At 69.6% G+C, this 25,527-nt stretch carries 20 protein-coding genes and 2 tRNA genes; 14 read left to right on the top strand and 8 right to left on the bottom strand.

The window, feature by feature from the left end:
• The first annotated feature begins 93 nt into the window (after nucleotides 1-93).
• The 3 genes from AB5L97_RS14330 to trxA all read left to right on the top strand — a co-directional run bounded on the left by AB5L97_RS14330 (nucleotide 94) and on the right by trxA (nucleotide 2,273).
• Complete coding sequence (locus tag AB5L97_RS14330; RefSeq protein ID WP_307955550.1) at nucleotides 94-540, top strand: MarR family winged helix-turn-helix transcriptional regulator; 447 nt, start codon at nucleotides 94-96, stop codon at nucleotides 538-540.
• The gene (locus tag AB5L97_RS14325; protein WP_369045140.1) at nucleotides 537-1,814 is read left to right on the top strand and encodes an MFS transporter; all 1,278 of its coding nucleotides are present in this window, start codon (nucleotides 537-539) and stop codon (nucleotides 1,812-1,814) included. The genes AB5L97_RS14330 and AB5L97_RS14325 overlap by 4 nt, the downstream gene beginning before the upstream one ends.
• Nucleotides 1,815-1,895: 81 nt before the next feature.
• On the top strand, nucleotides 1,896-2,273 hold the full coding sequence (gene trxA, locus AB5L97_RS14320) for a thioredoxin (RefSeq protein WP_307955552.1): 378 nt from the start codon (nucleotides 1,896-1,898) through the stop codon (nucleotides 2,271-2,273).
• A gap of 96 nt (nucleotides 2,274-2,369) precedes the next feature.
• Here the strand turns inward: trxA and AB5L97_RS14315 are convergent, their stop codons facing one another.
• Nucleotides 2,370-2,648 carry a putative quinol monooxygenase gene (locus tag AB5L97_RS14315; RefSeq protein ID WP_307955553.1) on the bottom strand — a complete coding sequence of 93 codons (279 nt, stop codon included), beginning with the start codon at nucleotides 2,646-2,648 and terminating at the stop codon, nucleotides 2,370-2,372.
• 35 nt (nucleotides 2,649-2,683) lie between these two features.
• Here AB5L97_RS14315 and AB5L97_RS14310 point away from each other — a divergent pair, with 35 nt between their 5' ends.
• Nucleotides 2,684-4,372: an AMP-binding protein gene (locus AB5L97_RS14310; protein ID WP_369045139.1), complete on the top strand. Its 1,689-nt coding sequence runs from the start codon at nucleotides 2,684-2,686 to the stop codon at nucleotides 4,370-4,372.
• An 84-nt stretch (nucleotides 4,373-4,456) separates the two neighbouring features.
• Here the strand turns inward: AB5L97_RS14310 and AB5L97_RS14305 are convergent, their stop codons facing one another.
• The 3 genes from AB5L97_RS14305 to AB5L97_RS14295 all read right to left on the bottom strand — a co-directional run bounded on the left by AB5L97_RS14305 (nucleotide 4,457) and on the right by AB5L97_RS14295 (nucleotide 8,360).
• Entirely contained in the window at nucleotides 4,457-5,635 is a 1,179-nt protein-coding gene (locus tag AB5L97_RS14305) for an SLC13 family permease (protein WP_369045138.1), read from the bottom strand.
• A gap of 90 nt (nucleotides 5,636-5,725) precedes the next feature.
• Entirely contained in the window at nucleotides 5,726-6,709 is a 984-nt protein-coding gene (locus AB5L97_RS14300; protein WP_423246791.1) for a DNA-3-methyladenine glycosylase family protein, read from the bottom strand.
• Nucleotides 6,710-6,785: 76 nt separating this feature from the next.
• Complete coding sequence (locus tag AB5L97_RS14295; protein ID WP_369045136.1) at nucleotides 6,786-8,360, bottom strand: hypothetical protein; 1,575 nt, start codon at nucleotides 8,358-8,360, stop codon at nucleotides 6,786-6,788.
• Between the two features lie 184 nt (nucleotides 8,361-8,544).
• Between AB5L97_RS14295 and AB5L97_RS14290 the strand changes: the two genes are divergently transcribed.
• Nucleotides 8,545-8,940, top strand: a complete 396-nt coding sequence (locus tag AB5L97_RS14290; protein WP_307955557.1) for a VOC family protein — start codon at nucleotides 8,545-8,547, stop codon at nucleotides 8,938-8,940.
• A gap of 40 nt (nucleotides 8,941-8,980) precedes the next feature.
• Here AB5L97_RS14290 and AB5L97_RS14285 read toward each other — a convergent pair whose 3' ends face one another.
• The 3 genes from AB5L97_RS14285 to AB5L97_RS14275 form a co-directional block, all read right to left on the bottom strand.
• Nucleotides 8,981-12,577: an error-prone DNA polymerase gene (locus tag AB5L97_RS14285; RefSeq protein WP_369045135.1), complete on the bottom strand. Its 3,597-nt coding sequence runs from the start codon at nucleotides 12,575-12,577 to the stop codon at nucleotides 8,981-8,983.
• Between the two features lie 62 nt (nucleotides 12,578-12,639).
• Nucleotides 12,640-14,232, bottom strand: coding sequence for a DNA polymerase Y family protein (locus AB5L97_RS14280; RefSeq protein ID WP_369045134.1), 1,593 nt, complete (start codon nucleotides 14,230-14,232; stop codon nucleotides 12,640-12,642).
• On the bottom strand, nucleotides 14,229-14,984 hold the full coding sequence (locus AB5L97_RS14275) for a hypothetical protein (RefSeq protein WP_369045133.1): 756 nt from the start codon (nucleotides 14,982-14,984) through the stop codon (nucleotides 14,229-14,231). Before AB5L97_RS14275 ends, AB5L97_RS14280 begins: the two co-directional genes overlap by 4 nt.
• Nucleotides 14,985-15,067: 83 nt before the next feature.
• Here AB5L97_RS14275 and AB5L97_RS14270 point away from each other — a divergent pair, with 83 nt between their 5' ends.
• The 3 genes from AB5L97_RS14270 to AB5L97_RS14260 are packed head-to-tail and all read left to right on the top strand — an operon-like array spanning nucleotide 15,068 to nucleotide 18,649.
• A complete protein-coding gene (locus AB5L97_RS14270; protein ID WP_307955561.1) occupies nucleotides 15,068-16,453 on the top strand; it encodes a cystathionine beta-synthase in 1,386 nt (461 codons plus the stop codon).
• 11 nt (nucleotides 16,454-16,464) lie between these two features.
• On the top strand, nucleotides 16,465-17,664 hold the full coding sequence (locus AB5L97_RS14265; RefSeq protein ID WP_307955562.1) for a cystathionine gamma-synthase: 1,200 nt from the start codon (nucleotides 16,465-16,467) through the stop codon (nucleotides 17,662-17,664).
• Between the two features lie 40 nt (nucleotides 17,665-17,704).
• Nucleotides 17,705-18,649: a cytochrome b/b6 domain-containing protein gene (locus tag AB5L97_RS14260; RefSeq protein ID WP_369045132.1), complete on the top strand. Its 945-nt coding sequence runs from the start codon at nucleotides 17,705-17,707 to the stop codon at nucleotides 18,647-18,649.
• Here AB5L97_RS14260 and AB5L97_RS14255 read toward each other — a convergent pair.
• A complete protein-coding gene (locus AB5L97_RS14255) occupies nucleotides 18,646-19,080 on the bottom strand; it encodes a hypothetical protein (RefSeq protein ID WP_369045131.1) in 435 nt (144 codons plus the stop codon). The two genes, AB5L97_RS14260 and AB5L97_RS14255, sit on opposite strands and share 4 nt — an antisense overlap.
• Before the next feature lie 136 nt (nucleotides 19,081-19,216).
• On the opposite strand from AB5L97_RS14255, the gene AB5L97_RS14250 reads away from it, so the two are divergent.
• From AB5L97_RS14250 to AB5L97_RS14225, 6 genes are all read left to right on the top strand, one after another.
• A complete protein-coding gene (locus AB5L97_RS14250; RefSeq protein WP_369045130.1) occupies nucleotides 19,217-20,857 on the top strand; it encodes a sensor histidine kinase in 1,641 nt (546 codons plus the stop codon).
• On the top strand, nucleotides 20,854-21,552 hold the full coding sequence (locus tag AB5L97_RS14245) for a response regulator (RefSeq protein ID WP_307955566.1): 699 nt from the start codon (nucleotides 20,854-20,856) through the stop codon (nucleotides 21,550-21,552). Before AB5L97_RS14250 ends, AB5L97_RS14245 begins: the two co-directional genes overlap by 4 nt.
• A 38-nt stretch (nucleotides 21,553-21,590) precedes the next feature.
• Complete coding sequence (locus AB5L97_RS14240) at nucleotides 21,591-22,244, top strand: MOSC domain-containing protein (RefSeq protein ID WP_369045129.1); 654 nt, start codon at nucleotides 21,591-21,593, stop codon at nucleotides 22,242-22,244.
• A gap of 326 nt (nucleotides 22,245-22,570) precedes the next feature.
• Nucleotides 22,571-24,670 carry a DEAD/DEAH box helicase gene (locus tag AB5L97_RS14235; RefSeq protein WP_369047449.1) on the top strand — a complete coding sequence of 700 codons (2,100 nt, stop codon included), beginning with the start codon at nucleotides 22,571-22,573 and terminating at the stop codon, nucleotides 24,668-24,670.
• A 328-nt stretch (nucleotides 24,671-24,998) separates the two neighbouring features.
• Nucleotides 24,999-25,070, top strand: a tRNA-Thr gene (locus AB5L97_RS14230).
• Nucleotides 25,071-25,074: 4 nt separating this feature from the next.
• Nucleotides 25,075-25,148: transfer RNA gene (locus AB5L97_RS14225), tRNA-Met, on the top strand.
• Nucleotides 25,149-25,527: the final 379 nt, after the last annotated feature.

Below are 25,527 nucleotides of genomic sequence, written 5' to 3'. Positions count from 1 at the left end.
GTGGTGGGCTTGCCGCGGCACAACCCCATCCGGGCCGTGACCTGCGCTTGTCCCGATTGCATTTAGGCTACCTAACTATTAGGATACCTAAATATGAACGACGAGTTGGCCGAGCTGGCACACGCATTCCGCGACGCGCTCCGTCACGGCGTGTACGTTGCACGCCGTCTGGATGAGGTCTCCGAGCTGTCCGCATCCCAGCTCAGTGTGCTCAACATGACGGCGGGGGAGGGGCTTCGGATGGGGGCCGTGGCCAAGAACCTCGGCGTCCGTGTGCCCTCCGCGACCGAACAGGTGGCCCGTCTCGAGAAGGCCGGCCTCCTCGAAAGGTGCAACGACCCGCGCGACGCACGGGTCGTCGTCGTGCGCCGTACCCCCGCCGGAGACGAAGCTGCCCGCAGCGCCAACGACCGCCGCACTGAGCGGATGGCCGCCGCGCTCGCGGTGCTCGACGACGACGAGCGGGCGGCGCTCAGGGCCGCCCTGCCCGTGATGGACAAGATCAACCAGTATGTGACGAACCAGGAGATGCCCGTATGACCGCCGAACCCGGCGTCGTCGAAGACTCAGAGCCTTCGACCCTCGAACACCAGACAACCCATCAGGGACACCCCGCGGGTCATCAGACGCTCGCGGCGGAGAAGGCCTCCTTCTTCCGCCAGCCGAAGGCCGTCTGGGCTACCGCCGCGGCGTCCGTGTTCGCCTTCATGGGCATAGGGCTCGTCGACCCGATCCTCCCGGCCATCGCGCAGAACCTGCAGGCGTCCCCGAGCCAGGTCTCGCTCCTGTTCACGAGCTACTTCCTCGTCACGGCCGTCATGATGCTCGTCACCGGCTGGGTGTCCTCCCGCATCGGCGGCAAGAAGACCCTGCTCATCGGCCTGGCCCTCATCGTGGTCTTCGCGAGCCTCTCCGGCACGAGCGGCAGCGTGGCTGAGCTCATCGGCTGGCGCGCCGGCTGGGGTCTCGGGAACTCCCTGTTCGTCGCCACGGCGCTCGCCGTGATCGTGGGCGTCGCCTCGGGTGGGACCTCCACCGCGATCATCCTTTACGAGGCCGCGCTCGGCCTGGGGCTCTCGCTTGGCCCCCTCGCCGGCGCCCTCCTCGGCGGATGGCAGTGGCGTATGCCGTTCTTCGGCACCGCGACGCTCATGGCGATCGCGTTCATAGCGATCATGGCCACCCTGCCCAAGACGCCGCCCGCGGGCATGAAGACGCGGTTCCGGGACCCGCTCCTCGCCCTCGGACACGCGGGTCTGAGGTCCGTTGCCGGCAGCGCGTTCTTCTACAACTTCGGCTTCTACACGATCCTCGCGTTCGTGCCGTTCATCCTGGGGATGGGTGCCTACGGCATCGGTGCCGTGTTCTTCGGCTGGGGCGTGGCCCTAGCCGTGTTCTCCGTCTTCGTGGCGCCGCCGCTGCAGGCGAAGTTCGGCGACATCAAGGTCCTCGCCGGTACCCTGTCCGGACTTGCGGTCGTCCTGGTCGGCGTGGCCGTGGCCGCCACGCTGCACGCAGTGCCCGCCGTCGTGGTCCTCACAATCGTTGCCGGCGCGCTCCTGGGCGTAAACAACACGGTCTACACCGAGCTCGCGATGGGCGTCTCCGACGCGCCCCGTCCCGTGGCGAGCGCCGGTTACAACTTTGTGCGCTGGATGGGCGGCGCGCTCGCGCCGTTCATCGCCACGTGGCTCGGTGAGACCTTCGGCGCGCCGGTGCCCTTCTACGCCTCGGCCGCGGCCCTCGTGGTGGCCATAGTGATCGCGCTCACGGGGAAGAAGTTCGTCCAGGAGCACGAGCCCGCGGCGATCTGAGCTCGCAGACCTCGTGGGAATGAAACCCCGGTGGGTATCGTTGAAATGTCCGAAACCCGCACAAACAGTGAGGAGCGCGGCATGGCAACGAAGAACGTCACCGGCGAGCAGTTCGCCGAGGTCATCGACAGCAACGACATCGTCCTGGTGGACTTCTGGGCATCATGGTGCGGCCCCTGCCGCCAGTTCGCCCCGACCTACGAGGCCGCGTCCGAGAAGCACCCGGACGTCGTCTTCGCCAAGGTAGACACCGAGGCGGAGCAGATGCTCGCCGCCCAGGCGAACATCACCTCGATCCCGACCCTTATGGCCTTCCGCGAGAAGGTCCTCGTCTTCTCGCAGCCCGGCGCCCTTCCGGCGTCCGCGCTCGAGCAGGTCATCACCGCGGTGAAGGGCCTGGACATGGAGGACGTCCACCAGAAGGTCGCCGAGGCGCAGGCCAAGGGCAACGAGAACTGACGCACTGAGAGTCCACTCGCATCGCACGACGGCGCCGCTCCCGCAGCTGGGGAGCGGCGCCGTCGCGTCTAGGGCTGGGTGGGCAGGCGGGGGAGGTTAGAGGCGCTCGATCTTGACCGGCTCGGCGAGCAGGGCGCTGAGCGACTCGTTGAGGTCCTGCACGGCGATGCCGTTCGAGTGCTTCTCGAGGTCCTCCGCAGAAGCCCACAGTTCGGACAGGACGATCCGCTCCTCGGACTCGTCCGTGATCTCATACTGGAGGCAGCCGGGCTCGCGCACGACCTCCTCGATCGCGATCTCGAGGGCTAGCTTGACACGGAAGGACTCGCCCTCGTTGGGGATGAAAATGGCCTGGAGACGAACGGGATCTGTCATGGGCACCAAGCCTATCCACTTGGTAGCGTTCCCCCATGGAGTCCTACACGGAGGGCGGCCGCAACGGAGCGGCGCTTCTCGAAGAGACCATCGGAACGAACTTCGCCCGGATTGCTGCGCGCTTCCCCGACCGTGAGGCCCTGATCGAGGCGGCGGCCGACGGCGGTGCTGACGCCGCCCGCCGCTGGACGTTCGCCGAACTCGCGCATGACGTCGACGCGGCAGCCCGCGGGCTCCTCGCCGCGGGCGTCGGACAAGGCGATCGGGTGGGCATCTGGAGCCCGAACTGCGCCGAGTGGACCATCCTCCAGTACGCCACGGCAGTGATCGGGGCCATCCTCGTCAACGTCAACCCCGCATACCGGAGCCACGAGCTCGTGTTCGTCGTGAAGCAGAACGGCATGCGGATGCTCGTCGTTGCGCCAAGCGACCGGACGAGCGAGTACGTGGGGATGGCGCGCGAGGCGCTCGCCGTGTGCCCCGACCTGCGCGAGCTCGTGTTCCTGCCGGTCCCCCACACGGGGAGCGCCGGATTCGAGGCCGGGATCCCGTCGACGCCCGGGGAGACCACGTGGGAAGCCCTCGTTGCCCGCGCGGGCGAGGTGCCGGCGTCGGCCGTCGCCGAGCGTGCCGCGACGCTGACGGCGGAGGACCCGATCAACATCCAGTACACGTCCGGGACCACGGGATTCCCCAAGGGCGCGACGCTCACGCACCGGAACATCCTCAACAACGGATACTCGATCGGCGAGCTCCTGGAGTACACCGAAGCGGACCGCGTGGTGATCCCCGTGCCCTTTTACCACTGCTTCGGAATGGTCATCGGAAATCTTGCTGCGTACTCGCACGGCTGTGCCACGATCCTGCCGGGACGGGGCTTCAAGCCCGATGCGACGCTGCGCGCGGTCCAGGACTTCGGAGGAACATCGCTCTACGGCGTGCCCACGATGTTCATCGCCGAACTCGCGCTGCCGGACTTCTCCTCCTACCGGCTCGGCACCCTCCGGACCGGCGTCATGGCCGGATCGCTATGCCCGATCGAGGTGATGAAGCGCGTCATCTCCGACATGCACATGGAGGACGTGGCGATCTGCTACGGGATGACCGAGACCTCGCCCGTCTCGACCATGACCCGTGACGGCGACACCCTCGCCCAGCGGACCGAGACCGTGGGGCGGACCATGCCGAACCTCGAAAGCAAGATCGTGGACGCCGCCGGGGCCACTGTGGAGCGGGGCGTCATCGGCGAGCTGTGCACCCGCGGCTACGCCGTGATGGCCGGCTACTGGGACCAGCCGGACAAGACCGCCGAGGCCATCGACGCCGAGGGCTGGATGCATACCGGCGATCTCGCCCGCATGGACGCCGACGGGTACCTTCTGATCGAGGGCCGGATCAAGGACATGGTGATCCGCGGGGGCGAGAACATCTACCCGCGAGAGGTCGAGGAGTTCCTGTACCAGCACCCGTCCATCCAGGATGTGCAGGTCATCGGTGTGCCGGATCCGAAGTACGGCGAGGAGCTCATGGCGTGCATCATCCTCAAGCCCGGCGCCGAGGAGCTGTCCGCCGAGGATGTCGGGGCATACTGCCGCGGCCGGCTCGCGCACTACAAGGTCCCGCGGTACGTGGACATCCGGGAGTCCTTCCCGATGACGGTGTCCGGGAAGATCCGCAAGGTCCAGATGCGCGAGGAGGCCGTGGAGCGCCTGGGGCTCGGCTGACACGGGGGTTACCGCTCCACGGCAGGGTCCTCGAGCCTGTCCGGGCCAGTCGACTTCCCGTCTTCCCACGCGGCGCCAGACGGCTCACGGGATCGCCGCGAGCAGGGCCGCCGGGATGACCATCACTGGCACGAGGACCAGGCCCGCTGCCGCGTAGCCCCACCACGAGATGGCGACGCCGAGCCGCCGCAGCTGCTCGTGCCAGATGAGGGTCGCGAGCGAGGCCCACGGCGTGATGAGGGGACCGGCGTTGACGCCGATGAGGAGCGCCGCGAGGCGGGCCGGACTGCCAGCTGCGTTCTCGAAGGCAAGATAGGCGGGAAGGTTGTTGACCACGTTGGCACCCGCGGCGCCGGCTGCCGAGACGCGGACGAGGTCGATCGGCCCGCTCCCCGACCCCAGCAGTCCGGCGGCGAGCTCGCGGGCGCCCAGGTGCTGGAGTGCCTCCATGACCGCGAACAGGCCGGCCGCAAAGAGGAGGAGCTGCCACGGCACGAGCGCCCACCTGAGCACCGCGCGCCGTCGTGCGGCGAAGGCGAGCACGAGGACGGCGGCCGCCACGGTCGAGGGAATCCAGACGGGAAGACCTGAGACGAGGGCGGGCAGCAGCCCCGCGAGGACCGATGCCCCGACGCCGAGGAGGACCGGGTCCGGCGGGGCTGCCGCCTCGGGCTGCCCGTGCACACCGGAGGTGCGGACCGTGGAGTACCTCCCGCGCAGCTCCCGGCGGAAGAGGACCGCGACGGCGGCCACCGGCACGAGCGCGCACCACAGCGCGGGCAGCGCCATCCGCGCCGCGAACGCCGAGGGCGGCACGTTCCCGAGGCTGTGCAGGGCGAGCAGGTTCGTGAGGTTCGAGACCGGCAGGAGCAGCGATCCGGTGTTGGCGAGCCACACGGCCGTGAGTGCGAAGGGCAGCGGGGGGAGTCCGCAACGCCTGGCGAGGAGCACGACGATCGGCGTCAGGAGCACCGCTGTCGTGTCCAGCGAGAGGAAGACCGTCGCCGCCAGCGACAGCACGGCGACGAGCGCCCAGAGCACCAAGGTGCGCCCGCGGCCCCAGCGGCGGAAATGGGAGGCCATCCACTCGAACAGTCCCGCCGCATTGAGCAGTTCCGTCACGACCGTGATCGCCGCGACGAACGCGAGGATGGGAACGATCCGGTCTGCGAGGGCACCCACCGCTGGCCAAGGCAGGATGCCTGCGGCCGCCGCAGCGCCCCCCAGGACGAGGAGCACGGCTCCCACTGCGGCCAAGGGCATGGGAACAGTCTAGGGACGACCAAAGCGGCTCGGACGCGGGCGTCGCGCGGATCGCTGCCGCCGCTCATGAACCGTGGCGGCGAGGGCCGATCAGTGGAAGCGGTGGTCCTGGATGGTCATGCGGGCCCCGTAGCGCGGTGCGCGGATCCCTGAGAGCCCGAGCAGCCGAACGAGGCGCTGCCGGTGGCCCCGCCATGGCTCGAGGAGGCGGAGCATGCCGGCGTCGTCGGTGCGCTCGCCGGTGAGCGCGACCCCCACGAACTTCGCGAGGTGGAAATCGCCCACCGAGACCGAGTCGGGGTCCGCATGGGTGCGCTGCGTGATCTCGGCCGCTGTCCACACGCCGACGCCCGGGATGGACTTCAGGGCGGCTGCCGCCTCTTCCGCCGTCTTGGACGCGAGCCGTTCGAGGCCCGACGCCGCGCGCAGGGCACGCATGACGGTGTCCGAACGCTGGGGCCCGACGCCGGCCCGGTGCCACTCCCACGACGGGATCCGCAGCCATGCCTCGGCACTCGGCGCGACCATGAGCCCTGCCGGTGCGACGGTGCCGGCGCCGGGCGCGGGCGTGCCGTAGCGGCGCACGAGGTACCGGTAGGCGCGCCGGGCCTCGACCGTCGTGACCTTCTGCTCGAGGATGGTCGGCACCAGTGCATCCACGACGCGGCCGGTGGCGGGCAGGCGCAGGGCCGGATGGCGGCGTCGTGCCTCGCGGACCACCGGCGGGAGGGTCGCCAGGAAACCGGCGTCGTCGAACGCGGACCAGTCGTCGGTGAGGCCGAGCATCCCGGGTGCGGACTCGACGGCCGACGCCGCGCCGTCGCCCCAGGCACGGACCGTCACCTTGCTGGCGGCGTGGGTGACGAGGACGGAGGCATGCCCCTCCGGCGTCCCAAACGCGCTCCAGAGTCCACCGGGGTCTGCGGCGAAGGTGGGGTCGCCGTCCCCCCGCTGGAGCGGGAAGCACGTCACGGCGAGCGAATAGTGCGCTGGGGCCTCCCAGCAGCCTGAAGCGTCCGCTGTGCCAGCAGACGTGCCGGGTCGTGTTAGGGGGAGCGGGGCTGCGAGGGTCACCCGCTCATGGTGTCACGGGCGACTGACAGTCCAAGGGCGCGAGCCCCTTGTCTGGTGTCTTCTGGCTGGCAGTTGTCTACCAGTTGAAGGGCACGAGGTCGGGGCCGACAATGTGGCCGCCTGTGCCCGGATGGGCCTGATCGTGCACGAAGTGGCCGCCGTACCACAGGACAACGTCCTGCCCATCCACAGATTCGCTGTTCAGGAACTTGTCGATGTCAGCGCGTGACACATAGGGATTCGTCGAGAAGCCGTGTCCATCGTCGATTTCGCCGGCGTGGTATCGCAGTACCCACAGATCGCCCGCGCCGAAGGCATCCGCGGTGCCGTCGTGGGGCCCGGGTTGAATGGTGTAGCCCATGAATGTTCCCTTGTTGCGCACACGCCAGTGTCTGTTGTGGGCTGCGTCCCTCGTCCGGCGGATCTCGTATTTCTTCGTGTGCCAATGGGTGCCAGGGATGATTGGCGGGTTGTTGTATTCCTCGACGACGTTGTTGCCTGGTGTGATGATGTCGAAGTCGAGTCTCCAGTAGGCGTGGTGGGTGTGGACCTTGCAGGTGCATGGATTGGCGACTGCCGCGAATCCGAAGCGGGGTTGGATGGTGCCGTTGTCAAGGAGATGCCATTCGGAGATGTACCGGTACCAGCCAGCTTGAAGCTGGCTGACCAGCCTCAATCCCCCGTTGTGGTACCACAGGGCTACGCCGCGGAAGCCTCCTCCGTCGTGACCGCTGTCCAAGATCGTCTGCGGCGGGATCGTGCAGAGCCGCCATCCAGGACCGACCGGCTCGCTTCCGACTGCCTCGAAGCAGGTCTCGCTGTTCTGCCAGTCTCGATAGGTGGGACCACAGCCTGCGCGCACGCCCGCACCCCCGTACTCGACGTTCAGGATGGGCACGTGAGCCCGGTGGAGGACGCGCCGTCCCTTGTAGTCGACGTATCGGAGCTCGATTCCGGATCCGTTGGTCCCCGACGATGCTTCGGGTCGGACCACGACAAGATCCCACAACACGGCCGAGCCCCTCAGGACGCGTACCCTCACCTGGTCGCGCCCCGCCGACGGCTCGCATCCTCCTTCCGCCGGCGTCGCCTCGCAATTGTCCGACGTCGGATGGGCCACGCCCGCTGGCTCGTGGATGACGGAACCGTCAGCGAGACGCACCCCGATGATCCTGTGTGCCAGGTCGCCGCTTTCTCCTCGAAGCCCGACGGCGATGACCCGCTGTCTAGTCCCGTCGGGCTCAGGGCTGTCTAGAACTGGCGGCATGGGCCGGTAGGGGGTGAGGCCGTGCGCGTCGACGAGTTCGGCAATTCGGGGGTCTCGCAACGCCAATTCGACGGCCTGACCGTACTCGTCCTCGCTCGCGAGCGGCAGGAAGTCCGAGGGGCGCACCGAGACCGATTCCAGCTCATCCACTCGGCCGGAAACGTGGGCTGAGCGGCAGGTGCGGGCATTGTGGACGACCGCTTCGAATCCGGCGCGGTCGGAGTCCTTGTCCGAGAGCTCGAGGTTGTGGACGGACAACTCGGCATCGCCGAGGACGGCTCGAACCGCCGGGTGCTCAAGCAGTGCCATGCGGGTCGCCGAGATAGCTGGCTCCGGATCGTAGGGCTCCACGGTGATCCGCAGGCCGCTCTCTTGCTCCGTCATCACTTCCGCTTCTTTGCTCGAAAAGTTGGTGCATCTGCAAGTGCATGAAATGGATCACACGCGGCATTATTCGCGCGTTATCGGTGGGCGATCGGAGCGGGTCTTGACTCACGCCGGAGACCGCTCAAGGATCGTGGATAGGGCGTTGACCCCGCGTCCCACTCTTTCGAAGGAAGGCAGCACCATGTCTGGAAAAGTCGTGCACTTCGAGATCCCCGCGGACGACGGCGACCGCGCCAACCGCTTCTACACCGAGGCCTTCGGCTGGAACATGATGGCGGTCCCCGGGATGGACTACACGATGGTCGGAACCACGCCCAGCGATGAGAACGGCCAGCCCACCGAGGCCGGCGGCATCAACGGAGGCATGTTCGTCCGGAGCGAGGAGTTCCCGCCCAAGGAGCCGGTGATCACGATCGACGTCGAGGATATCGACGCTTCCCTGGCCAAGATCGCCGAACTCGGCGGGAGCACCATTTCCCCGAAGCTGCCTGTTGGGGAGATGGGCTTCGCCGCGTACTTCAAGGACACCGAGGGCAACGTTCTCGGGCTGTGGGAGAACGCGCCGCAGCAGGGATAGGCCGCAGCAGGGATAGAAGGGGCGCGCAGCCAGCCCTGGTTCAACGGAAGTCCCGGCTTGAGGTCTTCGCCCGCAGGGGCAGGGCCTCGAGCCGGTCCGCGACCAGGTTGGTGACGCCCTCCTTGGAACGTTCGAGCATGCCGCGGATCACCATGGCCGGTGCCGCCTGCGCGATGCGCCGGTACCGCGTCCAGACCCCCGTGCTGCAGACGATGTTGAGGATTCCTGTCTCGTCCTCGAGGTTCATGAACGTGATGCCCTGCGCTGTCTGAGGCCGCTGCCGGTGGGTCACGACGCCGGCCGCCTCGACTCTGCTCCCCGGATTCGCCGTGCGCAGCTGGTCGATGCGCAGGACGCCGCGCGCGTCGAGCCGCGGGCGGGCGTGGCGGAGTGGATGGTCATCGGTGGCGACCCCCGTGGCCCACAGGTCGTACGCCACGGCATCTTCGGCGCCGAGTTCAGGCAGCAGCGGAGGCTGGACATACGGCTGGGACCCGGGAAGCTGGCCCGGACGCTCGAGGGCCGCCGCGCCCGACTGCCACAGGGCCTCGCGCCTCGTGAGGCCGAGCGAGTTGAGGGCACCCGCGGACGCGAGCGATTCGAGCTGCTCGGCTGAGAGTCCCGTCCGCCGGGACAGCTCGGCCAGCTCCTGGAAGGGGCCCCCAGCCTCTCGCTCGGCCACGATCCTCTCGGCGAGGTCCTGCCCGATGCCCCGCACGCTCCCGAGCCCGAGCCGCACCGCACGGGCGGTGTCTCGGCGGTGCGCGAGGGTCTCGTCCGGCGCCTGCGGATCGAAGGGCCCGACGGGCGGCTGCACGCGCTCGAGGCACGCATCGAGACCGGCAGCCGGCCCGGAGACATTGTGCTGGAGGGCATAGTCCTGCGGTGAGCCTGCTGACGAGCCGCTCCCGGGTGAGTCGACAGGCTCGGGCGGGCCGTCGCCGTCGTGCGCTCCGTCGAGCTCTTCGAGCGAGGCGTCCGCCTGCGAGCGGAGGATGTCCGGGCGGAGCACGACGACGCCGTGGCGCCTCGCGTCCGCGACCAGCGTCTGTGGGGAGTAGAACCCCATCGGCTGGGCCCGCAGGAGCGCTGCGAGGAAGGCCCCCGGATAGTGCAGCTTGAGCCACGAGCTCGCATACACGAGCACGGCGAAGCTGATCGAGTGGGACTCGGCGAAGCCGAAGTCGGCGAACGCCGCGATCTGGGTGTAGATCCCCTTCGCCTCCTCGGGGCTCAGCCCGTTGGCGGCCATGCCCGCGAACAGCTTCTCCTTGAGGCTCCCGATCTTCTCGACCCCGCGCTTCGAGCCCATGGCCCGGCGGAGCAGGTCGGCGTCCTCGGCCGTGCAGCCGCCGATCGCCATCGCCATCTGCATGAGCTGCTCCTGGAAGAGCGGGACGCCGAGCGTTCGCGCGAGCACCGGCTCGAGGAGGGGATGCGGGTAGGCGATGGTTTCCTCGCCGGCGCGCCGCCGGATGTAGGGATGGACGGCCCCGCCCTGGATCGGGCCCGGGCGGATGAGCGCGATCTCGACCACGAGGTCGTAGAACTCCCTGGGGCGCAGCCGCGGAAGCGTGCTCATCTGCGCCCTCGACTCGACCTGGAACACGCCGACCGAGTCCGCCCTGCACAGCATGTCGTAGACCGCTGGCTCTTCCTTCGGGATGTCCTCGATCCGCCAGCGCTCGCCGAAGTGCTCGTCAATGAGGTCGAAGCAGTACTGGAGCGCGGCGAGCATGCCGAGGCCGAGCAGGTCGAACTTGACCAGGCCCATCCACTCGCAGTCGTCCTTGTCCCACTGCAGGACCGTGCGGTTCTCCATGCGGGCGTGCTCGATGGGCACGACCTCGCCCACAGGCCGCTCGGTCAGGACCATCCCGCCCGAGTGGATGCCGAGGTGGCGGGGGTAGCCGAGGAACTGCTCCGCCAGGGCCACGACGCGCGCAGGGATGCCGTCGGCGTCGTCGGATCTCCCCTCGGAGAGCGCGTCCCACCGCTCGAGCCGCTTGGACCATGCGTCCTGTTGCCCCTGCCCGTAGCCGAGGGCCTTCGCGGCGTCCCGGACCGCGTTCTTGGGGCGGTAGCTGACCACGTTGGCCACCTGGGCGGCGTTGGTGCGGCCGTACTTGGCGTAGACGTGCTGGATGACCTCCTCGCGTCGGTCCGAATCGAAGTCGACGTCGATGTCCGGTTCCTCCTCGCGCAGGCTCGAGAGGAACCGCTCGAACGGCAGCTGGTAGGCGATGCTGTCCACGGCCGTGATGCTCAGGAGATAGCAGACGGCGGAGTTGGCCGCCGAGCCGCGCCCCTGGCAGAGGATGCCTCGGCTCCGGGCGAACTGCACGATCTCGTGCACGATGAGGAAGTAGCCCGGGAAGTCCTTCTTCTCGATCACGGCGAGCTCCTTCTCGATGCGCTCGCGGACTTCCTCCGGGGGGACTGGGCCGCGCCACGCCGCGCCGGGCACCCCATAGCGGTCCTCGAGCCCGCGCTCCACGAGCTCACGGAGGTGGGACATGGGCGTGTGCCCGTCGGGGACGTCCTGCTTGGGCAGCTTGGGGCGGGCGGAGCGGAGCGGGAAGGCGAGCTCGTCTGCCAGGCGCACCGTGTTCTCGACCGCGCCGGGGTAGCGGGCAAAACGCTCGGCCATCTCCGCGCCGCTGCGCAGATGTGCGCCGTCGCTCGCCGGCAGCCAGCCGTCGAGCTCGTCGAGGCTGCGCCGTGCGCGCACGGCGGCGAGCGCCGTCGCGAGCGGGTGCCGCGAGGGCTCAGCGAAGTGGACCGCGTTCGTGGCGACGCAGGGAAGGCCCAGACGCCGGGCGATATCCGCGAGGGCATCGTTGTGGGCGCTGTCGAGCGGATTCCCGTGGTCGAAGAGTTCGACGGCCACCCCGTCGGTGCCGAACAGCTCGACGAGCCCCTGGACCGCGAGCTCCGCCGCCTCCTCGCCGTGCTCGCGGAGCGCCCGCCGCACCGCTGACTTGCGACATCCCGTGAGCACGACGCAGTGCCCGCGCAGGCGTTCCGCAACCTCCTCGAGGACGTACACGGGGCGCCCCTTCTCCGCGCCGCCCGCGAGCTGGGCCCCCGTGATGGCCCCAGCGAGCCGGTGGTAGCCGTCCTCCCCGCGGGCGAGCACGAGGAGGTGCTCGCCCTCCGGATCAGGCACCCCGTTCTGGGGACCCGAGAGGCCCATCGACAGCTCGGCGCCGAAGACCGTGGCGAGGCCGTAGGCCTCCGCCGCCTCGGCGAGCCGCACCACCCCATAGAAGCCGTCATGGTCCGTGATGGCGAGAGCATGCAGGCCGAGGCGCATCGCCTCCTCGACGAGTTCCTCGGGCGACGACGCTCCGTCGAGGAAGCTGTAGTGCGAATGGACGTGAAGCTCCGCGTAGGGGACGGCCGCCGTGCTGCTGGGGACCGGCAGCGGGATGTAGGGCCCGCGCTTGCGGGACCACGCGGGGCTGTCACCGCCGTCGTGCTCGATGGGCTTCCGCCCTGCTTCAGTCCGCCCCGAACCGCTGCGGCCCGGGCCGGTGCTCCCCGAACTGCCGCGCAGCTCGTCGGCACTCACCTCCTTGCCCTCGAGGATGTCGTGCAGCTGCTGCCAGGGGATCGGCGGGTTGCTCCAGCCCATGTGGCCTCCTTCCTTCAGCGTCCCTTCAGTCCCTCATCTGGATGAGGGGCCTTACGTGGCCGTCAGTCGTAGCGGGCCTCGGCCCACCAGCTACCGTCCTCCCCGAGCAGGAGCCAGGCCTCGCCGTCGCCGTCGAGGATCTGGAACCGCTCGGCCCGGCGTCCCTCGGCCGCGTCCCACCACCGCTCGCGCAGAGGCCATGGTCCGGCCCAGCTCCGGACGGCGCGCCTCCTCGCCCCCGCAGCGGGCACGAACCACGCTGGCGCCGTCGAGAGGCCCCCGCGGGCGCCGACCCCGAGGGGGAGTCCATCGTCCCCGAGCAGGGTCACCGGCGGCGGCTCGGAGAACACCGTGGCCGGAAGGGGTGGGGGCACCGACCCTGGCCACGGACGCGACGCACGGTCTGAGGTGCCCAGCGGCGGCTCCTCGCCCCACGGCACGAGGAGGCATCGCTCTGCCAGAAGCCTCCCGCCGGCAGCGGCGGCATGGAGCACCGAGCCGTGGCCCAGCATGGTCTGGAGCCGGTGGAGGCCATGGTCCAGCCGTTCGTCGACACCACCGAACAGGGCCTGGGCTCGGCGGCCGAGCAGATCGACCCGTTCGGGGAGCAGACGGACCTGGACCACGGGTGCCCCGAGGGCGTCTCCGGTGGTGCGCCAGGCCGTCCGCTCCCGCGGGCGGGGCGAGGGGTCCTGCCCGGACTGCAGCTGCCACCGGACGCGCTCTACAGCGTCGCCGGGAGAGAACTGGTGGGGATGGCCCCAGGATCGCTCGGAGCGGGCACCGGAATCGTCGGTGATCTGCACGCGCAGCAGGGTGCAGGCAAGGCCCGCGTGCATGAGCCCGGCGACGAAGTCCTCGGCGACCGGTCTGAGGGCGAACGCTATCTGGTCGACCCGTGTCAGCCCGGGCTCGAACTCCGCGGTCCTGTCGAGCGGTGCTGGGGGGACGCGGGGCACGACGGCGCGCGAGTCCCGTCCGCTGGCCCGGGCGTGGGCCGCGAGCCCCTCGGCCCCGAACCGGGATCGGACCTCGGCGGCGGGAAGGCCGGCGAAGTCCCCGAGCGTGCGCAGGCCCAGGCGTGTGAGAAGGGAGGCCAGCCTCGGGTCGCCGAGGGCTGCGACCGGCAGAGGGGAGAGGAATGCGGCAGACGCCCCGGCCCCGATGACCCGAAGGCCGGAGAGCTCATGGGTGCTCCGCGCCGCCTGCTCGGCCGCGAAGACCGAATCGGCAATTCCGGCGCGGGCCTCGAGCCCGAGCCCGGATGCGCCCTCGAGAGCGGCGCCGCCCGCGGCCTCCTCGCTCCCGTAGTACCTGGCCGCGCCCCGGGCCCGTACGGCGCACAGGCCTGGACGGAGGATCTGGACGCCCGGTACGGCGGTCTCGAGGGCTCTGACCACAGGGTCGAATTCCCGTTCCGCGCGCGCGGGATCGGCCGGGACGGTGACGAGCTCGGGGCACCGGACCTGCGCTTCCCGGACCCGCAGCCCGCGGACCACTCCGGCAGTCCGGGCCTCGGCGGAGCAGACAGCGACCAGACCCTTGTCGATGACGGCCGCCGCTGCACCCTCAGGCACCTCCCCGGCCAGCTGGGCCGCCACCAGCGGCCAGTCCGGGAACCACACCACAAGCGCCCTCGGCGTTGCGGCACTCATCCCGCCGCCCCGATCCTTCCGGCCAGATCCCGCTCCTTGCGGACGGCATCTCGCAGCCCCGTGCTCGGCCATCCCGCATCCGGCCGCGTCGCTGCGCCTGGAAGTCCAGCACCACTCGTCGGTCCAAACTCCACGGTCCCGGTCCGTGTCCGGCCACGCTGGTTCAGCTCGAGGCGGACCCGGTGCCGCGCCAGATGCCCGTGCCCATGGCCCAGGCCCTCCCAGCTCGAGCTGCTGGCCGTCAGGCGCCCCTCGCTCTGGGGCCACGTGCCCAGGACGAGCAGGACCCCGCCCCTCTCGCGCAGCCGGGACCCGAGCCGCGACGCGTCGCCCGGCCGCACGGTTCCCGGAGGGCGCACGAGGACGAGGGGAAGCACCTCGACGAGGGCGCCGACGGCCGCGGTCCAGTCGTCCCCGGGGTCCGGTACGAGGACGAACCGGTCGAGGTCCACGCCGAACCCGGCGGCGGCCTCCGCGCCGAAATCCTGCACCCCGGCGGCCCCGCACCACTGCCCTTCGGCAGACGCCCCTGCCAGGAGTGCCATCGCCACGGACAACGGCGTCTCGAGGGAGTACGCCGCACCGCCGCGGAGGCCGTCGGGGAAGAACGGGGAGAAGCAGGGAAGGACGGGGTAGGACCCTTCACGGTTCCTTCTGCCCTGGAGCGAATGGATGCGTTCCTGGAGCTCGCGCAGCGTCCCGGCCGCGGGGGCGCCCACGGAAACCGCATCGGAGCTGAATGCGAGTGACATGCTTCAATTATCGAAAATATGTTCGAAACAGTCAATCGGGCGGAGTCGGCTCATGGACCCGCCCAGCCGTTAGAGTTGGGGGCGTGAAGTACGCCAAGTCCGTCGTCGAGCTCATCGGCCGCACGCCCCTCGTCAAGCTGAACAAGGTCACCGAAGGCATCAAGGCGACGGTCCTGGTCAAACTCGAATACCTCAACCCCGGTGGCTCCATCAAGGACCGGATCGCACTGAAGATGATCGAGCAGGCCGAGGCAGACGGCAAGCTCCTCCCCGGCGGCACCATCGTGGAGCCCACGAGCGGCAACACCGGTGTGGGCCTGGCCCTCGTGGGGCAGCAGAAGGGCTACAAGTGCATCTTCGTGGTCCCGGACAAGGTCGGCGAGGAGAAGCGGGCGGTCCTTGCGGCATACGGTGCAGAGGTCGTCGTGACCCCCACCGCCGTGGCCCCTGATTCGCCCCAGTCCTACTACGGCGTCTCGGACCGCCTCGTGAAGGAGATCCCCGGCGCGTTCAAGCCGGACCAGTTCTCCAACCCGGGCGCCCCGGGAAGCCACTACGAGACCACTGGCCCCGAGATCTGGGCGGACACGGACGGCACGATCACCCACGTGGTCATCGGCGCGGGAACCGGCGGGACCATCACCGGGACGGGCCGCTACCTCAAGGACGTCAGCAAGGACCGCCCCGAGTCGGAGGGCGGCCAGGTCAAGGTCATCGGCGCCGACCCGGAGGGGTCGATCTACTCCGGCGGCACGGGCCGGCCGTATTTCGTCGAGGGCGTCGGCGAGGACATGTGGCCCGAGAACTACGACAAGTCGGTCCCCGATGAGGTCCTCGCGGTGAACGACGCCGAGTCGTTCGCCATGACCCGCCGGCTCGCCCGCGAAGAGGGCCTCCTCGTGGGCGGTTCCTCCGGCATGGCCGTCGTGGCAGCCCTGCGTGCGGCGAGGGACCTGCCCGAGGAAGCGGTCGTCGTCGTGATCCTGCCCGATTCGGGCCGCGGCTACCTTGCCAAGATCTTCAACGACGACTGGATGCGCTCCTACGGCTTCCTCCCCGGCGAGGGGGAGCGGACCGTCGGCGAACTGCTCAAGGGCAAGACCGGTCAGATGCCCGACCTCATCCACACCCACCCCAACGAGACGGTCCGCGACGTCATCGACATCATGACCGAGTACGGCGTGAGCCACCTCCCCGTGCTCTCGGCCGAGCCGCCCGTGGTCATGGGCGAAGTCCTCGGCGCCGTCGACGAGCGCGCCCTCTCCGCCAGGCTGTTCCGCGGCGAGGCCAAGCTGACCGACAAGATCTCCGAGCACATGGGCGAGCGGCTGCCCGTCATCGGCTCGCTCGAGGGGCAGGCCGCCCTGCAGGCGATGCTGAGCGAGCAGGACGCCGTCATGGTCACCTTCGTCGGTGCGCCCGTCGGCATCCTGACCCGCCATGACCTCCTGGCCAACCTCAACAAGTAAGGTGACGCAGTATGGGTGAGCGCAGCGAACACAACCAGCAGAGCGGACAGATTCAGCGGGCCGGCTTCAACACGCGTGCCGTCCATGCCGGCCAGGAGTTCGAGCCGCGCACGGGCGCCGTCGTGCCCCCGCTGCACTTCTCCTCGACGTACGCCCAGGACGGGATCGGAGGCCTCCGGTCCGGCTACGAGTACGGCCGCGGCGGCAACCCGACCCGCGATGCGCTCCAGGAGCAGCTCGCCGCGCTCGAGGGTGGCAACCACGCCTACTCATTCGGCTCCGGCCTCGCCGCCGAGGACGCCCTCATCCGCGCCCTGTGCTCGCCCGGTGACCGGATCGTCCTCGGCAACGATGCCTACGGCGGCACGTACCGCCTCATCTCCAGGGTCCTCGGCCCGTGGGGCATTGCGAACCGGCCCGTGGACATGTCCGACCTCGACCGCGTGCGTGCGGCGGTGTCCGCCGGAGGCACGGACGAGACGCGCCTCGTGTGGGTCGAGACGCCGTCCAACCCGATGATGAAGATCTCTGACATCACGGCGATCGCAGACATCGCGCACGACGCCGGGGCCCTCCTCGTGGTCGACAACACCTTCGCGTCTCCCTACCTGCAGAACCCGCTCGCCCTCGGCGCGGACATCGTGGTCCACTCGACGACCAAGTACATCGGCGGGCACTCCGACGTGGTGGGCGGCGCCGTCGTGGTCAACGACGACGAGCTTGCTGAGAAGGTCGGGTTCGTGCAGTTCGCGGTGGGCGCGGTGTCCGGCCCGATGGACGCGTTCCTGACCACGCGCGGGCTCAAGACCCTCGGTGTGCGCATGGAGCGCCACTCGGAGAACGCCCAGAAGATCGCCGAGTGGCTCGTGGGCCGCCCCGGCATCGAGAAGGTCCTGTACCCGGGGCTCCCGGACCATCCCGGCCACGGGCTCGCGGCGAAGCAGATGCGCCGCTTCGGTGGCATGATCTCCGTCCAGTTCTCCGGCGGCGAGGAGGCGGCCCGCAAGGTCGCCGAGTCCACGCGTCTGTTCACGCTCGCGGAGAGCCTCGGCGGGATCGAGTCGCTCATGAACTACCCCTCGGAGATGACGCACGCCTCGGTCAAGGGCACCGAACTGGCCGTTCCGGTGAACCTGCTGCGCCTGTCCGTGGGCATCGAGGACGCCGATGACCTCATCGCAGACCTCGACGCGGCCATCGCACGGCTCTAGCCCGTTCTATCGAACCCGCCCACCCTAGAGGACTCCTTCCATGCCGCAGACCTCACCCGCGAAGCCGTCGCTCACCCAGGCGCCGTGGTTCCGCCCGGCCGCGTTCGGCGTGGGCGCCGTCGTCGTGCTCGCCCTCGTGGTGCTCGCCGCGAAGCTGCTGCGCGGCACCCAGGCCGTCTCGGACTTCATCGCGACCTACCCCGGGCACGCCCCCCTGCCGGACTGGGCCCCTGAGGGCCTGCCTGCCTGGCTGAACGTGCTGCACTTCCTCAATCTGATGTTCCTGGTCCTGATCGTGCGCTCGGGCCTACAGGTGCGCTTCACCACACGCCCGCAGGGCTACTGGAAGCGCAACAACAAGGGTCTGGTCAAGACGAAGGGCCAGCCCAAGAAGATCAGCCTCGACCTGTGGTTCCACCTGTGCCTCGATGCCCTGTGGGTCCTCAGCGGGATCGTGTTCTTCGTGCTCATGTTCGCCACGGGGCACTGGGTCCGCCTCGTCCCGACTACGTGGAGCATCTTCCCGCACGCGCTCTCAGCGGTGATCCAGTACGCCTCGCTCGACTGGCCGCTCGAGGACGGCTGGCTGAACTACAACGCCCTCCAGCAGCTGACGTACTTCCTGGTCGTGTTCATTGCCGCCCCGCTGGCGATCGTCACGGGCCTGCGCATGTCCGGCGCGTGGCCCACCAACCAGAAGGCGCCGCGGCTCAACAAGGCCTACCCCCTCGAGTGGGCGCGCGCGGTGCACTTCCCGGTCATGGCGTTCTTTGTGCTCTTCGTCATCGTGCACGTCTTCCTCGTGCTCACCACGGGGGCCCTGCGGAACCTGAACCACATGTTCGCCTCGCACGACGGCGACGATTGGCTCGGGTTCATCCTGTTCGCCGTGGGAGTGCTCGTCGTTGTGGGCCTGTGGTTCCTTGCGCGGCCTCTGTTCCTTCGGCCGGTGGCCTCGCTCATGGGCACGGTGACGCGGAACTAGCCCTCGAGCCCGGGTGCCTCGTGCCTGAGCCACTCCGACGCGATGTACCAGCGGCGGTCCCGCTTCTCGCACTCGAGGGACGCTGTGCCGGAGATCTCGAGGTCGGTGCCGTCCGTCGTCGTGCCCTCGACGGACCAGGCCAGGCGCACATGAGCGCGCGCGCCATCCTCGAAGATGTCCTGGACCCGGAACTGCATCGGCAACCCTAGCCTCATGCGGTCCTCGATGTCCTCGGCGGGGGAGACCGGGTGCGTCTCGTTCCAGGCTGGTACGATCCGTGCCGAGTCGAGGTACAGGCCAAGGAGGAGCGCCGGGTCCCGGCGGCGGTAGCCGTCGACGAAGGAGGCGCACAGCTCCTTGAGGGTCCCTGCCCCCGCGCCCCGTGGTCCGCGTTCCGCAGGTTCTCCGCGCGCGGTCGTCTCGCCGATCATGTCTTCTGTTCCTCCCGATGGGGCCGCCTCTCGATCCCCGAAAGGAGGAGAGCACGCGCAGCCAGCCGCATGACGCGGATTCGGGCCGTGCGCGCCACACCTCACGCCGCCGGGGTCCGTTTGCCAGAATGGCAGGATGAGCCATCGGACTCCGTTCCTCCCGGCGCCAGGGCACCGCCTTCGTCTTGCCGAGTTGGGCGTCCTCGACCGGCGGCGCACGCTGGTGGGGTTGGTGATCGCCGTCGTACTGCCCCTCGCAGTCCAGCCTGCGGCCCTCTGGCTCGTGGGCGAGGACCGCAGCGGCCGCGGGCTCGTGACCGTTGTCCTCTTCCAGATGCTGGCCACCGTCGTGGTGGCGCTCGTCGGCGGACTCTGGCCAGCTGTCCTGGCCGCGGTGGTGGCCAACCTCGCACTGAACTGGTTCGCCACCGAGCCTGTCGGGAGCCTGAGCGTCGCTCGGCCGGAGGCGGCACTGGGGCTCGTCGTTTTCCTCGTCGTCGCGTGCACGATCGCGCTGGCTGTCGGTGCCGCGGCGCGTCGCTTCGAACAGGCAACGCGGGCCGCCGCCGAGGCCGGCGCGATGAGCGACCTCGCGCTCGGCATCCTCGGATCCACGGGAGGAATGGACGAGTTCCTCGAACGGGTGCGCTCTGCCCTCGGACTGCGTGCGGTGGCCCTTATCTCCCGGGGCGTCGCCGGAGGCACACGCGGGGCTGACGGCGGCGAACGCGATGACGGCGTGGGAGGAGCCGGCCGGAGCGGCTCTCCCGGCCGCGCGGGACACGGCAGGGCCCTCGCCGATGCGGCACGGACGGTGTCCGGCTGGGACGTCGTGGCGACGGCGGGGGAGGCGCCGCCCATCTCGCATGCGGCGGCGGATGATGCCGTGGCGCCTGACGGCTACTACACCCTCCTCGTGGGCGGCCATTCGCTCGACGACGGCGAGCGGCGGACGCTCAAGGCCTTCGGGGTGTACCTCGTGGCCATGCGCGAGCGGGCCCAGCTTGCGCGCAGCCGCGAGGCCAACCGGCGGCTCGAGGAAGGCAATTCGATCAGGACGGCGATCCTCCAGGCCGTCTCGCATGACCTGCGCACCCCCCTGGCGGGCATCAAGCTCAGCGTGAGCAGCCTGCGTCAGTCCTCGGTCGACTTCACGCCCGAGGAGGAAGCGGAGCTCCTGGGCACCATCGAGGATTACACGGACCGCCTTTCCCACGTGGTGGACAACCTCCTGGACATGTCCCGCATCTCGGCGGACAACGTGCGCCCGCTCCTGAGGCCCGTCGCGTGGCGTGAGGTCGTGTCGCGCGGGGTCGCGGGCCAGGAACGGGTCGTGGACCTCATCCCCGCCAATGCCCCTGCCGTCGAGGCGGACCCGGTGCTCCTCGAGCGTGTGGTCGCAAACCTTGTCGAGAACGCGCTGCGCTACGCCCCAGAAGCACCCGTCGAGATCACGTCCCGTAGCGGCGTCGAGGATGCAGACGGCCGTCCCTGCGGGGTGCTGAGGGTTGTGGACCACGGCGAGGGCATCCCGCCCGAGGACCTGCTGCTCGTGTTCCGACCCTTCCAGCGGCTGGGCGACGACACCGCGAAAGGCGGCGTGGGTCTGGGGCTCGCGGTGGCCAAGGGTTTCGTCGAGGCCATGGGTGGGCGCATCGAGGCCGAGGAGACGCCGGGGGGCGGGCTCACGATGTCGGTCGCCCTTCCCCTCGCTCAGGGCGTACCGCCCGGCCGAGCGGTGTCCTCGGGCCCGGAGACCAGGGGGACTAGCGCATGAGCCCGTCGGGCAGGGCCGCACCGACCACCGTCCTCGTGGTGGAGGACGAGGCGCAGTTCGCCCGCGCACTCCAGATCAACCTGCGCGTCCACGGCTACGAGGCGCTGACTGCGGCGACGGGGGAGGCGGCCCTCGAGATCGCGGCGGAGCGCCCGATCGACGTCCTCGTCCTGGATCTCGGCCTTCCGGGCATCGATGGGATCGAGGTGATCCGCCGCCTGCGCGAATGGACGGACCTGCCCATCATTGTGCTGTCCGCGCGCCACGGCTCGGAGGACAAGGTCGAGGCGCTCGACGCCGGTGCCGACGACTACGTGACCAAGCCGTTCGGCCTCGAGGAACTCCTCGCACGGCTCAGGGCGGCCGCACGGCGCGGGCCGCGCGTGGGCGAGGTGCCCCGCGTGCAGACAGGAGACCTGAGCGTGGACCTCGCGGCGCGCCGCGTGCTGTTCAAGGGGGCCGACGTGCGCCTGACCCCCACCGAGTGGAACATCCTCGCGCTCCTCGTGCGCCGCGCGGGCCAGCTCGTGACCCAGCGGGAGATCCTCACCCAGGTGTGGGGACCCGCGTACGAGAAGGAGACCCAGTACCTGCGCGTGTATCTGGCCCAGCTGCGCCGCAAGCTCGAGGACGATCCGGCTCACCCGCGCCACCTGCACACCGAGGCAGGCATGGGCTACCGCTTCGACCCGTGACAGGGGCTACGAAGGACCAGCGAGGGTACCCTGTGGACATGAAGACCGCCCGCGTCGCCGCTGTCTGTCGAGTCCATCAGCTCCTGCCCGACGCCGGGTCGGTCGGCGTGACGGGAATCGACAAGCGCCCCGTCGAGGGCCCGGTCCGCGTCCGGCGGCTCGGTTTCTACGGCGATGTGCAGGCCGACCGGGCCAATCACGGCGGCGAGGACAAGGCCGTCTACGCGTATTCGGAGGACGACGCCGCCCTGTGGGCCCGTGAGCTCGGCCGCGAGATTCCCGCGGGCCTCTTCGGCGAGAACCTGAGGGTCGAGGGCATCACCGCGAGCAATGCCGTGATCGGCGAGCGCTGGCGCTTCTCGTCAGGCGCGGTGCTGGAGGTCACGATGCCCCGCATTCCGTGCGCCACGTTCGCCCGGCACATGGGGGAGGACGGCTGGGTCTCATGGTTCACCCGGGCCGGCCTCTCCGGGGCGTACCTGAGGGTCGTCACCCCAGGGGACATCGGTGCTGGCACGACCTTCAGCGTCGAGAACATCCCCGGCCACGGGGTCCGTGTGGGCGAGTGGCTCGCCGAACCCACGCGCGAGATGGCACAAGCCCTCCTCGATGCCGAGGCCGAGGGGGACGTCCGGCTCGCCCCGGCGCTGCGGAAGTACGTCCTCACCGTGGCCGAGCGCGTCGCCGACTAGCGGTCGCGGCGAAGGGTGTGCTGAAGTTCACCCTCGCCCGACGGCGGGCGGCGAGCGGGCGGCGTCGTGCGTCCTGTATGATCTTTACATCCCCCACTTTCCGGAATTCCCTTTTCTGCCCAATTCTTGAGGCAGGACGGTAGCGTGTTGGGGCCCGCCGCAGAGCGGGCAATTGCATAGGGGAGTCCGGCTGAAGGAACGCTGTACGGGTGCATTGTGGTGCCGGACGCAGCGTAGAGCCCTGCCTGGGATTGAGAGAGCGCTGGGCTCGTTAACTGACCGACGAGCCCCCAGGCTCCCCAGAGCGAGGATACCCCTTGTCCGAAATGCTGTTCGAAGCCCCCTCCGAGACCCCCCACATTCCCGAGCACACCGACTCTCCCGCCGCCGAGGTCACCGCCTCTGACGCCGAGGTCACCCCCGCCACCGCCGAGGTCACCGCCCCTGACGCCGAGGTCACCCCCACCGTCGCCGAGGCCTCGAAGGCCGACGCGAAGTCCGAGGATGACGACGATGAAGGTGTCCGCTTCACCGACCTCGGGATCGACGCCCGCATTCTCGCGGCCCTGACCGACGTCGGCTACGAGAAGCCCTCGCCCATCCAGGCCGCGACCATCCCCCTCCTGCTCGAGGGCCGCGACGTCATCGGCCTCGCCCAGACCGGCACCGGCAAGACGGCCGCGTTCGCCGTTCCCGCGCTGTCCCGCCTCGCGGAGCTGCACGACCTCAACGGCCCGTCCCGTTCCACGCAGGCCCTTGTCCTGGCTCCGACCCGTGAGCTCGCGCTCCAGGTCGCGGAGGCGTTCACCTCCTACGCCAAGCACCTCGAGGACTTCACCGTCCTGCCCGTCTACGGCGGCTCGGCATACGGCCCCCAGCTCGCTGGCCTGCGTCGCGGTGCCCAGGTCGTTGTCGGCACCCCCGGTCGCGTGATCGACCATATCGAGAAGGGCTCCCTCGACCTCTCCGGGCTTCAGTACCTCGTGCTCGACGAGGCGGACGAGATGCTCCGCATGGGCTTCGCCGAGGATGTCGAGCGCATCTTCCAGCAGACCCCGGACGGCCGCCAGGTCGCCCTGTTCTCCGCAACCATGCCCTCGCAGATCCGCCGTCTGTCGAAGCAGTACCTCAACATGCCGGAAGAGGTCTCGGTCAAGTCCCAGACCACGACCGGCACGAACATCCGCCAGCGCTACGTCCAGGTCATGGGCTCCCACAAGCTCGATGCCATGACCCGCATCCTGGAGGTCGAGGAGTTCGACGGCGTCATTGCGTTCGTCCGCACGAAGATGGCCACCGAGGACCTCGCCGACAAGCTCAAGGCGCGTGGCTTCCAGGCCGCCGCGATCAACGGTGACATCGCCCAGGCGCAGCGTGAGCGCACCGTCGAGGCGCTGCGCGACGGCAAGATCGACATCCTCGTCGCGACCGACGTCGCCGCCCGCGGCCTGGACGTCGAGCGCATCAGCCACGTCATCAACTACGACATCCCGCACGACACCGAGGGCTACGTGCACCGCATCGGCCGCACCGGCCGCGCGGGCCGCAAGGGCGACGCGATCCTCTTCATGACCCCGCGCGAGAAGTACCTCCTGCGCGCGATCGAGAAGGCCACCCGTCAGGCTGTCGAGCCCATGCACCTGCCGACCGCCGAGACGGTCAACTCGCTGCGCATGAGCAAGTTCGCGGACCGCATCACGGAGACCCTCGAGTCCCAGGACGTCGCGATGTTCCGCGACCTCATCGCCTCCTACGAGGAGGAGCACGAGGTGCCGGCGGCCGAGATCGCCGCCGCGCTGGCTGTCATGGTCCAGGGCGACACCCCGTTCTTCGTCAAGGAGCTCCCCTCCGCCCCCGAGTTCCAGAAGCGCGAGCGCAACAAGGACGGCTTCGGCACCCGCGGCCCGTCCCGTTCGCTCACCGAAGGCAATGCGACGTATCGGATCGCCGTCGGGCGCCGCCACCGCGTGATGCCCGGCTCGATCGTCGGCGCGCTCGCCAACGAGGGCGGCTTCAGCTCGAGCCAGATCGGCGGGATCGACATCCGCGCCGACCACTCGCTCGTCGAGCTTCCCGCCGACCTCAGCTCTGATCAGTGGAAGGCCCTGTCGAAGACTCGCATCGGCGGCGAGCTCATCAGGCTCGAGCTCGACAACGGCCGCCGCCCCGCCCGCGCGGACGACGGCGATCGCGGCTCGCGCGGCGGGTTCCGCGGGAACCGCGGCGGAGACCGCGGTGGCTTCGGCGGTCGTGATCGCGACGACCGCGGTGGAGACCGCGGTGGCCTCGGCGCGCGCGGTGGCTTCGGCGGCCGTGATCGCGACGACCGCGGTGGCTTCGGCGGCCGCGACCGCGACGACCGCGGCAACTTTGCTCCCCGCAAGCCGCGCCAGAGCAAGGACGGCAGCCGCGGCCGCCAGTGGTGATCGTGTGAATCAGTGGTGACCGTGTGAATCAGCGCTCCGGCGCCACTGGGCGCCTGCCTCTGACGAGGTGATCCACCCCCTTCGAGCCCGTTCCCGGGAGCCTTCCGGGAACGGGCTCGCTGCATTCTGCGGGCCGCGCAGGATCCAGCCCGCCCAAGCGCAGGTTGAAACGGTCGCGCTACGGCTCTCGGGCTGTCCCAAAGTCAGCCCCGTACCCGAAGCTTCATCGGCTGCGTGCGGAGCGCCTGCACTCCTCGATCCGGACGGAGAGGACAGCGTCGCCCGATTTGGTGAGGCTGCGGCCCGTCCGGTAAAGTATCTGTCTGTTGCCCCCCTAGCTCAGTGGTAGAGCGCCATCTTGGTAAGATGGAGGTCACGGGATCGATTCCCGTGGGGGGCTCTCTGGCGGTGTAGCTCAGCTGGTTAGAGCGCACGACTCATAATCGTGAGGTCCCGGGATCGAGTCCCGGCACCGCTACGGCGAATGGCCCCGGATTTCCGGGGCCATTGTCGTATCCGCAGTACATACGGTGCGGCGAGCCGGCGCGTACGTGCAGCCGAGCTCGAGGAGGCCAAGCTGCGCGCGTTCAGTCCGTGGCCCTCCTGACCGAGCATCGTCGCGCGCTCCGTTTCCCCCTGTGCGTTGGGCCGAGGACGGGCGGGTCTTCCTGCATGATGCGCTGAGGGACCGGAGCGTCCTCGAGCTGTTCGCCCCGTACTCCGGCTACCTGCACGTCGTCCCGCGCGCCGTGGCATGGTTCACGGTCCACTTCGTCCCGATCGGCGGCCCTCGGGAAACCGGGGGTCCTTTTTCGTTTGCCCGAGATCGGGTAATGCCTTCCTCAAAGGCCCCTCAA

The organism is Sinomonas sp. P10A9 (assembly GCF_041022165.1).
Classification (GTDB): domain Bacteria; phylum Actinomycetota; class Actinomycetes; order Actinomycetales; family Micrococcaceae; genus Sinomonas; species Sinomonas puerhi.
Note: the sequence above shows the minus strand (reverse complement) of the source record. Positions and strands in the feature narration are given on the sequence as shown.

What these genes read in the sequence shown, in the direction of transcription:
- AB5L97_RS14280 (WP_369045134.1), bottom strand. Translation starts at nt 14,232, where the DNA reads ATGAGTGCCGCAACGCCGAGGGCGCTTGTGGTGTGGTTCCCGGACTGG.
- AB5L97_RS14310 (WP_369045139.1), top strand. Translation starts at nt 2,684, where the DNA reads ATGGAGTCCTACACGGAGGGCGGCCGCAACGGAGCGGCGCTTCTCGAA.
- AB5L97_RS14255 (WP_369045131.1), bottom strand. Translation starts at nt 19,080, where the DNA reads ATGATCGGCGAGACGACCGCGCGCGGAGAACCTGCGGAACGCGGACCA.
- AB5L97_RS14265 (WP_307955562.1), top strand. Translation starts at nt 16,465, where the DNA reads ATGGGTGAGCGCAGCGAACACAACCAGCAGAGCGGACAGATTCAGCGG.
- AB5L97_RS14285 (WP_369045135.1), bottom strand. Translation starts at nt 12,577, where the DNA reads ATGGGCTGGAGCAACCCGCCGATCCCCTGGCAGCAGCTGCACGACATC.
- AB5L97_RS14290 (WP_307955557.1), top strand. Translation starts at nt 8,545, where the DNA reads ATGTCTGGAAAAGTCGTGCACTTCGAGATCCCCGCGGACGACGGCGAC.
- AB5L97_RS14240 (WP_369045129.1), top strand. Translation starts at nt 21,591, where the DNA reads ATGAAGACCGCCCGCGTCGCCGCTGTCTGTCGAGTCCATCAGCTCCTG.
- AB5L97_RS14305 (WP_369045138.1), bottom strand. Translation starts at nt 5,635, where the DNA reads ATGCCCTTGGCCGCAGTGGGAGCCGTGCTCCTCGTCCTGGGGGGCGCT.
- AB5L97_RS14325 (WP_369045140.1), top strand. Translation starts at nt 537, where the DNA reads ATGACCGCCGAACCCGGCGTCGTCGAAGACTCAGAGCCTTCGACCCTC.
- AB5L97_RS14250 (WP_369045130.1), top strand. Translation starts at nt 19,217, where the DNA reads ATGAGCCATCGGACTCCGTTCCTCCCGGCGCCAGGGCACCGCCTTCGT.
- AB5L97_RS14315 (WP_307955553.1), bottom strand. Translation starts at nt 2,648, where the DNA reads ATGACAGATCCCGTTCGTCTCCAGGCCATTTTCATCCCCAACGAGGGC.
- AB5L97_RS14275 (WP_369045133.1), bottom strand. Translation starts at nt 14,984, where the DNA reads ATGTCACTCGCATTCAGCTCCGATGCGGTTTCCGTGGGCGCCCCCGCG.
- AB5L97_RS14260 (WP_369045132.1), top strand. Translation starts at nt 17,705, where the DNA reads ATGCCGCAGACCTCACCCGCGAAGCCGTCGCTCACCCAGGCGCCGTGG.
- trxA (WP_307955552.1), top strand. Translation starts at nt 1,896, where the DNA reads ATGGCAACGAAGAACGTCACCGGCGAGCAGTTCGCCGAGGTCATCGAC.
- AB5L97_RS14295 (WP_369045136.1), bottom strand. Translation starts at nt 8,360, where the DNA reads ATGACGGAGCAAGAGAGCGGCCTGCGGATCACCGTGGAGCCCTACGAT.
- AB5L97_RS14235 (WP_369047449.1), top strand. Translation starts at nt 22,571, where the DNA reads ATGCTGTTCGAAGCCCCCTCCGAGACCCCCCACATTCCCGAGCACACC.
- AB5L97_RS14245 (WP_307955566.1), top strand. Translation starts at nt 20,854, where the DNA reads ATGAGCCCGTCGGGCAGGGCCGCACCGACCACCGTCCTCGTGGTGGAG.
- AB5L97_RS14330 (WP_307955550.1), top strand. Translation starts at nt 94, where the DNA reads ATGAACGACGAGTTGGCCGAGCTGGCACACGCATTCCGCGACGCGCTC.